The organism is Rhizobium sullae (assembly GCF_025200715.1).
Lineage (GTDB): Bacteria > Pseudomonadota > Alphaproteobacteria > Rhizobiales > Rhizobiaceae > Rhizobium > Rhizobium sullae.
This window is the reverse complement of the sequence record NZ_CP104144.1, coordinates 766461-779421: the sequence shown is the minus strand read 5'-3', so window position 1 is coordinate 779421 and position 12961 is coordinate 766461. Positions and strand designations below refer to the sequence as shown.

10 protein-coding genes are annotated in these 12961 nt (G+C 54.7%); 5 read left to right on the top strand and 5 right to left on the bottom strand.

Annotation, left to right across the window (positions count from 1 at the left end; translation table 11 throughout):
* Positions 1-13: 13 nt before the first annotated feature.
* The 4 genes from N2599_RS24430 to N2599_RS24415 form a co-directional block, all read right to left on the bottom strand.
* The gene (locus N2599_RS24430) at positions 14-2119 is read right to left on the bottom strand and encodes a polysaccharide biosynthesis protein (RefSeq protein WP_084606507.1); all 2106 of its coding nucleotides are present in this window, start codon (positions 2117-2119) and stop codon (positions 14-16) included.
* A gap of 429 nt (positions 2120-2548) precedes the next feature.
* On the bottom strand, positions 2549-3400 hold the full coding sequence (locus N2599_RS24425; RefSeq protein WP_027510995.1) for a sulfotransferase domain-containing protein: 852 nt from the start codon (positions 3398-3400) through the stop codon (positions 2549-2551).
* Between the two features lie 5 nt (positions 3401-3405).
* Positions 3406-4545, bottom strand: coding sequence for a glycosyltransferase family 4 protein (locus tag N2599_RS24420; protein ID WP_037142335.1), 1140 nt, complete (start codon positions 4543-4545; stop codon positions 3406-3408).
* Positions 4546-4596: 51 nt separating this feature from the next.
* Positions 4597-5871, bottom strand: coding sequence for a pectate lyase family protein (locus N2599_RS24415; RefSeq protein WP_157814366.1), 1275 nt, complete (start codon positions 5869-5871; stop codon positions 4597-4599).
* 580 nt (positions 5872-6451) lie between these two features.
* On the opposite strand from N2599_RS24415, the gene N2599_RS24410 reads away from it, so the two are divergent.
* The 5 genes from N2599_RS24410 to N2599_RS24390 all read left to right on the top strand — a co-directional run bounded on the left by N2599_RS24410 (position 6452) and on the right by N2599_RS24390 (position 11721).
* A complete protein-coding gene (locus N2599_RS24410; protein WP_156915294.1) occupies positions 6452-7450 on the top strand; it encodes a glycosyltransferase family 4 protein in 999 nt (332 codons plus the stop codon).
* Between the two features lie 42 nt (positions 7451-7492).
* Positions 7493-8341 (top strand): sulfotransferase family protein, encoded by an 849-nt coding sequence (locus N2599_RS24405; RefSeq protein ID WP_027510997.1) that lies wholly within the window; start codon positions 7493-7495, stop codon positions 8339-8341.
* A gap of 3 nt (positions 8342-8344) precedes the next feature.
* The gene (gene cysD, locus N2599_RS24400) at positions 8345-9292 is read left to right on the top strand and encodes a sulfate adenylyltransferase subunit CysD (RefSeq protein WP_051336623.1); all 948 of its coding nucleotides are present in this window, start codon (positions 8345-8347) and stop codon (positions 9290-9292) included.
* On the top strand, positions 9292-11193 hold the full coding sequence (gene cysN / locus N2599_RS24395) for a sulfate adenylyltransferase subunit CysN (protein WP_027510999.1): 1902 nt from the start codon (positions 9292-9294) through the stop codon (positions 11191-11193). The genes cysD and cysN overlap by 1 nt, the downstream gene beginning before the upstream one ends.
* 336 nt (positions 11194-11529) lie before the next feature.
* Positions 11530-11721 (top strand): hypothetical protein, encoded by a 192-nt coding sequence (locus N2599_RS24390; RefSeq protein ID WP_027511000.1) that lies wholly within the window; start codon positions 11530-11532, stop codon positions 11719-11721.
* A gap of 16 nt (positions 11722-11737) precedes the next feature.
* Here N2599_RS24390 and N2599_RS24385 read toward each other — a convergent pair whose 3' ends face one another.
* On the bottom strand, positions 11738-12646 hold the full coding sequence (locus N2599_RS24385) for a class I SAM-dependent methyltransferase (RefSeq protein ID WP_198521624.1): 909 nt from the start codon (positions 12644-12646) through the stop codon (positions 11738-11740).
* Positions 12647-12961: the final 315 nt, after the last annotated feature.

Below are 12961 nucleotides of genomic sequence, written 5' to 3'. Positions count from 1 at the left end.
AAAGCGAATGGTTTCAGCGAGGTAGGGGCGTGATGTTTGACGTTATTTTCACCCGGCGTCCCTTGCCCTGCTTCCGCGCCTGGGGCCTCGTCCTGGCGATACCCCACAAGGGAGCGGCTTTCGGCGACCTTTCAAACCCTTCGACGATTTGGCCGATAATTTCTAGAACGCGCTCCTCCTCGCCCATCTCTCCGTGGGTCTGCAGTGCTTCGAACGCTTCCTCCAACACCTCCAGGGCGACCGGGGATGGGACCGCTCCCAGGACGCCAGGAACAGGCGAGGCAACCCGCTGTTCACCGTCATCGAAGAGCTCTTCGAATAGCTTTTCCCCCGGTCGCATCCCAATCGTTGTGATCGGAATATCCACGTCAGGCGTGAACCCGGCCAAGGTTATCATACGCTTGGCAATGTCGATGATCTTGATCGGTTCTCCCATATCCAGGACGAAAATCTCTCCCTGGCCGATTTCACCTTCCAGGCCATAGGCCGAAGCCTGCAATGTTAGTTCGACTGCTTCCCGGATTGTCATAAAGAAGCGAGTCATGTTCGGGTCCGTTATTGTCAGCGGCCCGCCGCGCGCGAGTTGCTTCTTAAATAGGGGAATCAAAGAGCCGCTCGACCCGAGTACATTTCCAAACCGCACTGTCATGAACCGCGGTCCACGATGTTCGTCAAAGCCTCGAAGATCCAGCGCCTGGCAATAAAGTTCCGCAAGGCGTTTTGTCGCTCCCATCACACTCGTCGGATTGACCACTTTGTCAGTCGACACTTGCACCATCGCCAGAACGCCACTTCGCGCCGCCGCCCGTGCAACGTTCATTGTGCCAACAACATTTGTCAGGACACCTTCGCATGCGTTCTTCTCGACCATCGGCACGTGCTTCAGTGCCGCGGCGTGAAACACCAATTCTGGTCGATGGTCTTCGAAGATGCGATCGACGCGGTTCGCACGGCGCACGTTGCACATATGTGGGAAGCGCGGAACATCCGGAAAACGCTCGCTGAGTTCCATATCGATCTGGTAAAGGTTGAGTTCGCAGTTCTCAATCAACACCACCTCCGCCGGCTCGCAGGCGGCTATTTGCAACGTCAACTCACTTCCGATCGACCCTCCCGCACCCGTTACCAAAACCCGTCGGCCCTTGACCAATCGGTCAATCGCTTCGTGATCGAGGGCAGCCTGTGGTCGCTCCAGCAAATCGGTAAGCTCGATGGCTCGCAGTTCAAAGCGGTTTTCCCTATGTGCATTTTTCAGTTCCGTCATCTGAGAGAGGCGCGAAACAGAAATACCCATTGACTCGGCCTGACGTATAAGTGTCTCCGATCGCTCATCGCCGAAAGCAGAAGGTGGCTCGGTGAAAACGATGTGGCGGGGGCACAGCCCTTCACGTTTGAGCTGTTCCACAGCAAATCCGAACTGGTCGAGCGTTCCAAGAATTGGAACGCCACGCAGCGTCATGCCTTGGTGCACAGAGTCAACGTCCAGGCAGCCGACAGGCAGATGCTGGCAGTTCTTGTCGCGACTGACAGCACGCAGATATAAATCTGCCGCCCCTTGTGCACCGACGAGCAGCGTGGGGACGCGTCGCACGTTTACCGAGGAAGCCTGGGTCACCGCCCTTCCCCATTGCCGCAACTCGTCCCATCTGAAACTAAGGCGCGAAGCGAGCAAGAAGGCTGCGAGCAATAATGGCTCAACGACGATCGCGCTCCGCGGAATATCCTGCAGCCTTGTGCCGAAGAAGAGTATAACGACGAAAAGACCGGAGCTAATGGCAACAGCACGCACGACGGTGCCGAGGTCGGCAACCGAACCATATCGCCAATTTCGACTGTAAAGACCGCAAAGCGGAAAGAGGATTGCACACATCGCCAGGTACTGCCAGCAGGCTATAGCCAACGCCCGCACCACCTCCGCACGCAGCGCCAAAGCATCGACGCCGTATCGAAGCATGAATGCAAACGAGAGTGCGAGGACTGCCGCGAACAAGTCGGCAACAAATAGGCCAGGCGACTTGCTTACATTTAAGATGGCCGCGCGCAACCGTCGCCAGCCGGCGTCCGACAGCCGCTTTGATACGATTTGGAGTGCATGAGTGCGGCGCGCCCTCGGCCCCATCGCGTCGGGCTGTGGTTCGGTCCACGCTTGATCGTCGCGTCGCATGACGTCCCCCTCACAATCCGCACTTGCAGCATTCTTAAAAAGCGACTCTGCTCAGTTTTCCGCGCCTCACAAAGAATACTCATGTGGGCCAACTGACTTTGGGATCGAACTGGATAGTGTAGCATTGCGGCAAATGACTTATGCATTGGCTGCGACTATTCATAGTACATTCGCACAAACATTCCGAGCTGTAAATGGATGTTTATAGTATCAAAACTCTATGGATTTAATGATCTAAACGTATATCATTCGCCTATACTTGTTGCTTCAGAGCAATAATACCCCAATCTGATTAATCCTATTTTGTATTGTTACGAGAAAATGTCTTCTGAATACGGACTTCGATCGCTCATACGGATTAGTTGCACCATTCCGCTGTGTTAATCAAACAATTGGCCTCACGAATCCGGTGGGAGCAAGCAGACGTTTGGCCGAAGAAGACAATTGTCTCCTGCAGATATCGTCAACCAAGCCAACCAGTCCGGGATCCATATATTCACTAAAGGCGCCAACTCGACCGCGCCGCATTCTCAAGCTTTCCTTGTCCGACCGATCATAATCATGCGCCGGGATTCCTTGGGCAATCTCCTGTTCTTGCATCGCTTCAAAGCGCCCGGCGTCGACGGCACGCCTTAAAGCTTCTGGTTCGACTGCGCAGCCCAAAAAGGCGAGAGCGGCTGTCGTTTCAACTTCTGTTTGGCGCGAGAGGGCCTCATAACTGACGATATGGTGCCGCCTGTGCGACAGTCCTTTTGCCCAGCCGTTGAGATAGCGGCACATGGCCGGCAAACCCTGCTCGCCATCGGAAACGAACTCAGTCAGGCCACCCGCGAAACGATGTTTGTGCCGGGTAGCGTGGAAATAGGCAGACACAACGACATCGCGTGGATCGCGAACCATCAGGATGACAGGACGGTTGAAGAAAAGTGTCCGCCTGTAGTGGAGGTGACTCACCCAGATTTTCGGAATTGTGTATTCGATTCCGTTCTTGTTAAAACCCGGAATGCCTCGTTCTGTGTCTAAATCAAAGTTCGGTACGACCGAAAACATGTTGTGCAAGTCGATCGCTTGGCCAATGCCTGCGACATCAGCAAAGTAGTGTGACAGCAAGTAACGAAACCATGTCCTGCCGGATTTGGGATATGAAGTTAGGAAGCTGTCTGCCTGGAGCGCATAGCGCATCAGCATTGTGCGTCTTCGGATTCGCCGCACCGCCTTGACCGGAAATGAACTCATCTGCTTCACTCGCGCCGTTCGAGATGGGTTACATCCCATGCCATTTGGTCCCATGCGCTCAGGACGCTCTGCCTGGAATATTTGTCGGCCGACCTACATGCGTTGGCCGCCAATCGGCGCCTAAGCTCGCTGTCGGATATCGTTTGCTCTAAAGCTTGCGCAAGAGCGCCGATATCTTCGGGCGGAACAAGCAAGCCGTCGTGCCCATTGGTTATCATGACCTCGGGGCCCCATTTGCATGCGAATGAAACGACCGGAAGGCCAGCGGCCATCGCCTCAAGCAGGACGATACCCCAACCCTCGTAGCGCGACGACAGAACAAAAATGTCAGTTGTCTCGATCCATTCACCCGGCGTTTTTGTTACCCCAGGCAAGTCGACGCGGCTGGCAAGTCCAAGCGCTTCGCGCTGCGCTTCGAGCTCCTGCCGGGCTTCGCCTTCACCCCAGATAACCAATCGCCACGAGGGAAACCGCGCTTCGATACGGGCGAACGCCTGCAACAACAGGTCAAATCCCTTCTGGCGAGTGAGCCGACCAACCGCCGTCAAGACGTTGCTGCCGCGACGGTCTCTCCAGCCGACAGGCAGGTTGACCGCATTTGGAATGACCCATGATCGGCGGCGCTGCGCGATGGAAAAATGATCCATCGCGCCCTGTGTCATGGTTACAAGCCCAAAGGCTCGCGGATATAGAGTCCGCTGGAGAAGTTTCCAAAGTGGCCCAAAGGGTTGAGCGTCCGGATTGTTTCGTTCCGACACAACGGTGGGGATACCGGTTCCAAGCGTGGCTACCAAGGCGAGGAGATTGGTTCGGGTCAAAAAGCTGAGCAAAAAGTCCGGTTTGCGTCTGGAGATCTCGGCTCGCATGCGCCGGACACGCAAAAAGGCAAGCCACGTTGCCACCAAAAAGGGCGCCCGTCTGGGCGGTACGCCAATCCGTCTAATGCGCACCCGAGGAGAGAAGGTGTAATATGGCGTGGCATCATGGTTCTCAAGTGTCAACAGCGTCACATCGTAACCGACCTCCGCCCAGTGGTTGGCGAGCATATTGACTACGCGTTCCGTGCCTCCCGCTCCAAGCGCTGGCAGAACGATGAGCACCTTTAAGGGCCGTCCGGTCGGAAGAGTGGCGTAGCTGACGTTCATCGGCACCTGTCCAACGATGACGGACCCCCGTCAATGCAGAACACAGCTTTCTCAGGGATACTCGCCGATAATCCGATCCTGCGCCAACTTTTCCATGAACTGATCAAAATTCGACCATCCATCCCCATCCCCATCCTCCCAAGGATCGCTGGTTCCAGGCTTTGCACCCACGGCCAGCTCGATACTGTCTGCGATACCGTCACCATCCGCGTCAGCATATGCTTCGCCCGGCGCGATGGGCGGCAATTCACCCGGCGCCTTGACCATCCGCCCTTGTCCGGTCTGGTTCATGTCCGCGATCTCCTTAATGAGTCTTGCATCGATTGCGTCCCTCGGAAACGCGCCCGCACGCTGGCGCACGTTCCGATAGGCGTCGGTGGCGGTTAGGATGTTGCCGACTGACAGCGGACAAGGCGGCGTCGACACGAGAAGCCTCTCAGTATCCGGTGCGACCAAGGCGACCTTTTTCGAGCCAGAACTCCAGGTCAGATTGTCATGCTGGTAGATGCGCGGCTCGGCGGCACTGTTGGTATCGTTCCAATTTATCGCGTAGGTGATGTCTTCGGTACTGGGCCCGGCTTTGAAATAATTACCAACGTAGGAGATTGGCGTGCCGCCGGGATATTGCGAAAAAACTTCGCCCCATTCGGAGCGCGCATTAAAGAATACATTGTTTATGACGTCAATGCATGACCCACCATAGTGATTATTGTCGGGATTCCGGTCCCGATTTGACACGCAGGCGTTGCCCCAGAACGTGATCTCCTGAGGCTGGCGCGGATCAGATCCGAGCAATGCGCACTTGCTGTGCTTATTTAAGCCTTCGCCGAAGATTGAGTGAGCGATCGTTACTTTGGTGGAGTCAGCGTGGGTATTTATGTTTTCATCCGTGGCCCACGAACCGGATATATGATCGACATAAATATTGGAGCTGTCCTCAATCGTCAGGGCATCGACATTCTCCACGCTGTTGGGAAAACGCGGTCGAATCCTGATATGGCGAAGGATCACGTTATGGCTTCTCTTAATTATGAATGGCGTATGCTTGTTCTTGCGGTCCTTGTTGCTGATGGTCAGCAGGACGCCGCCGCCTGGCGCCGTCTGGCCAAGGATTGATACGAAGCTGCTATCCTCTCCGATCATGATCGGCCGCGTTAGTTCTACAATTCCGGCGACTTTGAACAGGCAGTTGCGGGGTCCTTGCGCCTCTACGCATTCGCGCAACGTTCCAGGCCCATCATCATTGAGGCTGGTGACATAGATGATGCGGCCTCCCCGTCCACCCTGGCTGAACTTGCCGTACCCATCCGCGTGCTCAAACGCCAACCTCTCACCCGCCCGAACCTCTGAGGGATCGACGCTAATTCCAAGCGCTAGCATGCACAGAATAGATGACGTCCACAAAGCGGAACAAGCTCTCATAAGACAATGTCCTGCTTTACTAAAGGAATTTAGGCACACATCCTCTCATCGCAGAAATAGCCTCTCCCGAAACTTCGCGACGAACTGAGACATGGCGAAATTATATTCTGTGTAAACATATTACGCCTAACGGCGGATGGGAAGACGCTATTTGGGATTACACTTGTACATAAGCGCAACAGCTCCAAAAAATTGACAATACCGTGGACCAGGCCGTATGATCACTCGCTAAATAAGGCTGACCGAATGCAAAAGTCGTCAAATCGACAGGGCATTGCAGGTTTTGAGTTGGTCATGGTGAGGATGTCGTCGCGTGTCCATCAAACCAGTCGTCGTAGCATTTCCGTTTCTTGGGGATGAGGTAGGGGGCAGCCACATTTCTGCGGTTGATTTGATCGCGGGCTTAGATTCCACTTTGATCAAATGTCTGATCATATTGCACATCACCGATGGCGCACTGGCGAGCTATCTGACGAAACGCGGGATGACCTTTTTTGCTGCTCCGAGAGGGCAGGTCCTATCGCCCGCGCACCGGCTGCCACATCAAAACAGGTTGAAGGTCGCCGCTGCCTATGCCGCCTACCTTCCTCGTCTCGTTCGCTTCCTGCGCGGCCACCTTGTTGACGTGGTACACACAAATGACGGCCAGATGCATGCGACATGGGCAATACCCGCACGGATTTCGGGCGCACGATTGCTATGGCACCATCGCGGAGATCCGACCGCACGCGCTGCAAATTTCCTCGCCCCCGTCCTTGCTAATGAGATCGTGACCGTCTCGAATTTCGCACGGCCAAGCCGACCTATTCTTCCGATTGACGACCGGGTGACCGTCTTACACAGTCCCTTCGAGCACCCAATTTCGCTGCCCGACAGAGCCCAATGTCATCATCAGCTCTGCGAGGAACTGAACCTGAAGGGGAATATCCGCTTTGCCGGATATATTGGCGTTCTCACCGCGCGCAAGCGGCCATTGCACTTCGTGGAGACGATCGCAGCCTTTGGGAAACGCTATCCCGGGATCACGTTGCACGGTGTTCTACTTGGCTTGCCAGAGCCCGGCGGCGACCGGCTCGATGAGAAAGTCCGCTCCTATGCGGATGAACTCGGGATTGGCGATAGGATACATCTTATGGGATTCCGTTCGCCCATCTCTCCATTAATGTGCGCGCTTGATGCGCTCCTCGTTCCGGCAATCAACGAGCCCTTCGGGCGCACGCTGATTGAGGCTATGATGCTCGGCACGCCAGTCATTGCGACGAACCACGGCGGCAATCCGGAGGCTATTGTCGACGGCGAGAACGGGTATCTCGTCCCGGCCGAATCTCCGCAGGCATTCGTTGAGCCGCTCCATCGCCTTTTGACCAATCAAACCCAGTGGGAACGCGTCAGCGAAACCGCTCGCTCGGCCGCTTTGTCGCATTACAGCGCAAGCAGCCATATCGAGGGGATCACGAGCATCTACGAGCGGATGAGGAACTAGCCAGCAAGGCTTGCAAAGACAGTTGCGATATGAGGGGCAGCCATGGACCGTTTGGACTTCCTAATCATCGGCGCGGCGAAAAGCGCTACAACATGGCTGCAGCAGTCCCTTCAGAGGCATCCGGATGTCTATATGCCCGATCCCGAACTGCACTACTTCAGTCGGGTCTACGGAAACGGGGCTGCATGGTACGCGGATCAGTTTCGGCCGCCGCGCGACGACCTTGTTATTGGCGAAAAATCGAACTCATATATGGATACGCCGGAGGCTGCCGCGCGCATTCATGGTGACTTTCCAAATGTGCGGCTGATTGCTCAGCTCAGAAACCCTGTCGAGCGTGCATACTCGGACTATTGCATGCTCTATCGAAGGGGTGAGGTGGGCCGCGAAATAGGCCAGTATCTCGACCCGCGAGCCGGCCAGGGCGGTCGTTTTTTAAACGGCGGCCTCTACTACGATCAGTTGCAGGGTTTCCTTGACCGTTTCGGATCCGATAATCTGCTGGTCCTACTTTATGAAAATATTGCGATCGAACCACGTCGTCAGCTCGATCGTGTAGGGAGTTTTCTCGGGCTGCGGGCAGAGCTGCAGGTGCCGCCGGTAGCAGAAAAAGTCAAGGACAAGAAGCAGCCTCTTGTCGGCCCGGAGATGCGACGATGGCTGGCGCCTTTCAAAACGACGGTCAAACCATTCCGACATACCGCCGCCTTCAAGAAGGCCCGTTCGCTCATCGCTCGAGAGATAAACTACGCAACGCTTTCAGAGGATCTGAAAGAGCGGCTCATCGGCTATTACGAGCCGCAAATCGATAAACTTGGCACGCTGATGGATGTCGATCTGACGCCATGGCTTCAAAACACGCAGATCGCTCAACTCCCGGTGAAGGAATGAACAATGGCGGCATGCCATGGAGGGGACGCCGTGCTCAACGCACCGAATAGCGACAAAGCAAGCCACCTTCGCCGGTTGGAAGCTGAAGCCATCCATATCATGCGGGAAGTCGCCGCCGAATTCTCAAAACCGGTGATGCTTTTCTCCGTCGGCAAAGACTCCTGTGTCATGCTTCATCTTGCCAGGAAAGCCTTTTACCCGGCAAAGCCACCATTTCCGCTCCTGCACGTCGACACCGGATGGAAATTTCGGGAGATGATCACCTTCCGTGATCGGGTCGTTGCAGAACTTGGACTTCAGCTACTCGTGCACATAAATGAGGACGGTTTGCAGCAAAACGTCAATCCCTTCACACATGGGTCCAACGTTCACACCCATATCATGAAGACGCTTGCACTACGTCAGGCTCTTGACAAATATGGCTTCGACGCGGCCTTTGGAGGAGCTCGCCGTGACGAAGACAAGTCGCGAGCCAAGGAGCGAATATTCTCATTTCGCAACGCAGAACACGGCTGGGATCCGAAAGCCCAGCGGCCTGAGATGTGGAAGACCTATAACACGCGTGTCGCTCGCAACGAGTCGATACGCGTCTTTCCGCTGTCCAACTGGACTGAGCTCGACATCTGGCACTACATCCAGAGAGAAAACATTCCGGTCGTACCGCTCTACTTCGCAGCCGAGCGGCCGGTCGTGAGGCGTGATGGCGCTTTCATAGTCATCGATGATGATCGCATGCCCCTCACAGCGTCCGATATCGTCGAACGCCGACGAGTGCGTTTCCGCACGCTTGGCTGTTACCCGCTCACAGCTGCAACCTTGTCCGATGCGGTCAACGTCGAAGAGATCATCGAGGAGATGCTCACCTCCCGCACGTCGGAAAGGCATGGACGAATGATCGATAAGGATGAGGCCGGCGCAATGGAGAGGAAGAAGCGCGAGGGGTACTTCTAATGCGATATACGGACGGACCATTAAAGGAAACCGACGCAGCGTCTCTGCCAGCCCCCCAAGACGAAAAAACGCTACTGCGCTTTTTAACCTGCGGCTCTGTCGACGACGGGAAATCGACGCTCATTGGACGCCTGCTCCACCAAACAAACTGCATTCTCGAAGACCAGCTCGTTGCACTGGAGCGCGACAGCAAACTATTCGGAACGACCGGCGATGAAATAGACTTCTCGCTGCTCGTTGACGGATTGGAGGCCGAGAGACAACAGGGCATAACAATCGACGTAGCCTATCGTTTTTTTTCGACCGATCGACGGAAGTTCATTGTCGCCGACACGCCGGGGCATGAAGAATATACGCGCAATATGGCAACGGGTGCCTCAACGGCGGATTTGGCGGTCGTGTTGGTCGATGCGCGCCAAGGCGTGCTGCAGCAGACAAGGCGGCACACCTTTATTGCGGCACTGCTTGGCATCCGCAATGTTGTACTGGCTGTCAATAAGTTCGATCTCGTCGCATATGATCAGCGAGTATTCTATGAGATCAGCGATGAGTTCATGCAGTTCGCGGAGAAATTCGCGTTCGATACCATCCAAGTGATTCCAATTTCAGCCCTTTCTGGAGACAATGTCAGTCAGCCCTCCGTCAAGATGGCCTGGTATGACGGACCGGCATTGCTCAACTATCTTGAGACCGTCCCAGTCGCTGCCGGGCAAGCACGTAGACCGTTTCGATTTCCAGTTCAGCTCGTCAACCGCCCCGATTCAAGCTTTCGCGGTTATGCAGGCCAAGTTGCCTCCGGCGAGGCATCCGTGGGTGATCGAGTAACTATCGCAAAGTCAGGGCAGCAAACCCGAATCAAAGAAATTGTCACATACGACGGATCACTGTTGACGGCGCGCGAAGGCGATGCCGTAACCATTCTCCTGGAAGATCAAGTGGAGCTTTCCCGCGGGAACATGCTCGTGGCGTCAGACGATCGGCCAGAAATTGCCGACCAGTTTCAAGCGCACGTGATCTGGTTCGATCGCAAAGACATGCTTCCTGGCCGTTCGTATCTCCTGCGAACCGAGACCGAATGCATCGGGGCAACTGTCACCGACCTCAAGTACAGCATCGACGTTAACAGCTGTGCTCAGTTGGCTGCAAAGTCACTGCACATGAACGAGATCGGAGTGTGCAATTTTTCCACGCAATCCGCGATTGCCTTTGACCCCTTTGCCAAAAACCGCGTTACGGGCAACTTCATAATCATCGATCGGCTGACCAATGCCACGGTCGGCGCAGGGATGATTGATTTTGCTTTACGCCGGGCCGACAACGTTCACTGGCAGGCCCTCGATGTTAACAAGGCTGCGCGGGCTCACAGCCTCGGTCAGCGGCCGCGCGTGATCTGGTTCACTGGTCTTTCTGGCTCCGGCAAATCCACAATCGCAAACCTGCTTGAAAAGCGGCTCACAGCCAACGGCCTGCATACCTACATCCTCGACGGCGACAATATCCGCCATGGGCTCAATCGTGATTTAGGCTTTACAGATGCAGATCGCGTGGAGAACATTCGCCGGGTGGCTGAGGTGGCTAAGCTGATGCTGGACGCGGGCCTTATTGTCCTCGTGTCCTTTATTTCCCCCTTCCGTTCGGAACGACAGATGGCCCGCAATCTTATGCAGGATGATTTCGTTGAAGTTTTCGTTGATACGCCGATCGAGGAATGCGCCAAGAGAGACCCGAAGGGGCTATACAAAAAAGCACAAGCAGGCGAGCTTAAGAACTTTACGGGGATCAGCTCCCCCTACGAGATTCCCTTGGAGCCGGAAATCCGCCTCAGCACCGTGGGCATGGATCCCGGTCTGCTGGCTGCAAGGATAGAAGATTATTTGAATAGAAGCGAGGCTTCTCGCTGAGCTGCGCATCAGCCGCAGACGTGATCTGATCGGCACGCCTCATCCTGCGGCAGTGGCGAGTTCAACGTCGCGCTTTCCGGCGCCTGGGCTGGTCCGCAAGACAGTGCTAGCTTCAAAGGCACCAAGCGCACCTACCCCCATCCCCCGCCTTGCGATATGAGATCTCCGTTTACAAGCCGCCATCAAGAGTTACCCTAAGGAAACGAGGTGGTGCGTCCGGCGCGACCCATTCCAAGCTCACCTGATGGAAGTCATTCTCAAATCGCTTTACGACATCTACTCGTATTACGTTTACCTGGTTCTATTTTGATTTCTCTATGAAAGTGCTCGGCGGCAATGGCGGAACATCTAAAACTGAAGGTTGGCGCCACGTATATCTCCCGAAAAACGGGAAAGAAGATTGTTGTCACAGCCATCGAGGATGGCCGGGTCTATTTCACTATCGAAGGTTTTAACCCGATTTCGCCACTTTTTCTGACGACTGAAAAATTTATCCATCTGGTCGGGCTCGATCAGGCGTCTCACTAAGCCTTCGGGTTAGACATCAACGACGCGTGGCCTGCGCGCCACGATAATGCGCGATGATTTCTGGCGGAGAAAAGACCCGCTGCGTTTTTCTGCCATAGAAAAAGACGCCGCTTGCGCCATCCTCTGCATAAGGAGCCGGTATGAGATGATCGAGATACTGAGCCCAAAAGCATGCGAGCTTCGCCATTTTACCCACCTTCCGAGACCTAAAAAGGCCCCTCGCGAGATAATCGACTGCCCACATAAACTGAATTCCCGGCCCGCCGTTTGCACCCGAGTCCAGTCTTTCGAACTGACGAAATAAGTACCGATGGCCGCTTTCGGTAAATCGTGTGAAGTCGAATGCGCCCTCATGAACCTGCTGCATGAAAGGCGTCTCGGCGTAAACCAAACCTGATGGCTTCAAAACCCGCCATATCTCTGCGACTACCTCGCTCGGCTGGAGAACGTGCTCCAGTACGGCTTGAACAATCACGCAATCGAATGTCTCGGCTGGTAAAGGTATCCTATGAGCATCGGCAACAAATTGGACATAAGGCGTGACGTAAACGTCGAAGCTGTAAACCTCCAAGCGCGGATGGTTGTAGACTGGCTCAAGCCCATTGCCGACGCTCCCACCGCCAATGATGAGCACTTTCGAAGGGCCGTCATTGTTCTCCAGATGACGTACTAAATTCAATATGTTCACGCGTGTCCCCGATTTCGCCGGAGAGACCATTCGCTTTAGTGAACGCTGCAAACCAGTGTACTCCGGCCGAACGATGGCGCTCCCTGCCTTGCGGCAAGTGATTTCGCTTTCAGTGAAGACTGATTGCTCAAAATCGATGAGGATCGGAACTCCATCTATCATCCGATATTCGAACACCCTCTCGCTGCCGCTGTCATTTGCAACGAGCTTGCCACCTTCGAGACGCAGCGGGCTCATTGTGCGGGGGCATAGGAGAAGGTCAATGCAATCAGCGCGAGGAACGAGCATAGCTAGCCTCCGTTGCGTTTTCATATCGTGTAGATGGGGGCATGCAGGTGGCTTGCCACGTTTTTCCGTAAGTGGAATAGCACAAACGCGGTGGTTGTTAAATATTAAAATAATCTAAATTATAGAATGCCGATTTAATCTCGTTGCGCTGCAAAAGAGTGAGGTTTAATCCAATTCCGCTCTGTTTTCTCGCATAGCACTTAACTTAGGTTGCAACTCTAAATAAGTATAAAATAATGCCGTGGACAGATTTGCTGTTGCCAA

Bases quoted from the DNA above. Each gene is read 5' to 3' on its own strand.
- cysN (WP_027510999.1), top strand. From the start codon at position 9,292: ATGCGATATACGGACGGACCATTAAAGGAAACCGACGCAGCGTCTCTG.
- N2599_RS24385 (WP_198521624.1), bottom strand. From the start codon at position 12,646: ATGAGCCCGCTGCGTCTCGAAGGTGGCAAGCTCGTTGCAAATGACAGC.
- N2599_RS24430 (WP_084606507.1), bottom strand. From the start codon at position 2,119: ATGGGGCCGAGGGCGCGCCGCACTCATGCACTCCAAATCGTATCAAAG.
- N2599_RS24425 (WP_027510995.1), bottom strand. From the start codon at position 3,400: ATGAGTTCATTTCCGGTCAAGGCGGTGCGGCGAATCCGAAGACGCACA.
- N2599_RS24405 (WP_027510997.1), top strand. From the start codon at position 7,493: ATGGACCGTTTGGACTTCCTAATCATCGGCGCGGCGAAAAGCGCTACA.
- N2599_RS24390 (WP_027511000.1), top strand. From the start codon at position 11,530: ATGGCGGAACATCTAAAACTGAAGGTTGGCGCCACGTATATCTCCCGA.
- N2599_RS24410 (WP_156915294.1), top strand. From the start codon at position 6,452: ATGACCTTTTTTGCTGCTCCGAGAGGGCAGGTCCTATCGCCCGCGCAC.
- N2599_RS24420 (WP_037142335.1), bottom strand. From the start codon at position 4,545: ATGAACGTCAGCTACGCCACTCTTCCGACCGGACGGCCCTTAAAGGTG.
- cysD (WP_051336623.1), top strand. From the start codon at position 8,345: ATGGCGGCATGCCATGGAGGGGACGCCGTGCTCAACGCACCGAATAGC.